Raw genomic sequence first — 548 nt, 5'->3', positions numbered from 1 at the left:
GTTGAGCTGCTGACGGAGGCGCGGGAGTGGGCCGAGCGGGAGGGCGGTGCGCCCCGTCGCGCGGGTGTGTCGTCGTTCGGTGTGAGCGGCACCAACGCCCACGTGATCGTGGAGCAGGCCCCGCTCGACGGAGCGCCGGTCTCCGCCGAGACGGAGACGGACGCCGCTCCGCCGCTGCCGTCGTCCTCGGTGGCGGCGGGGGTGGTGCCCTTGGCGCTGTCGGCGAAGACCCCGGAGGCGCTGCGGGCCCAGGCTGGGCGGCTCCGGGAACACCTGCTGGCGCATGCGGATCTCGAACTGGGCGATGTGGCTTGGTCGTTGGCGGTGGCGCGGTCGCGGTTCGAGCACCGGGGTGTGGTGCTGGGCGCGGAGCGAGACGAGCTGCTCGCCGGACTTGAGCGGCTGGCGCAGAACGACTCGACCGCGCAGGACGTGGTGACGGGGCGGGCGCAGGGCGGGTCGGTCCGGCCGGTGTTCGTGTTCCCGGGTCAGGGTTCTCAGTGGGCGGGGATGGCGCGTGAACTTCTTGACTCCAGTCCGGTGTTCGC

The 548-nt window shown here is 73.2% G+C and carries 1 protein-coding gene; it reads left to right on the top strand.

What is annotated here, in order from left to right:
* Nucleotides 1-548: CurL C-terminal domain-containing protein (locus STRAU_RS26330; RefSeq protein WP_158692125.1), on the top strand; the 548-nt coding region annotated here is incomplete at both ends.

The organism is Streptomyces aurantiacus JA 4570 (assembly GCF_000414115.1).
Taxonomy (GTDB): domain Bacteria; phylum Actinomycetota; class Actinomycetes; order Streptomycetales; family Streptomycetaceae; genus Streptomyces; species Streptomyces aurantiacus_A.
The sequence above is the reverse complement of the archived record's forward strand: the minus strand, read 5'-3'. Positions and strand labels throughout refer to the sequence as shown.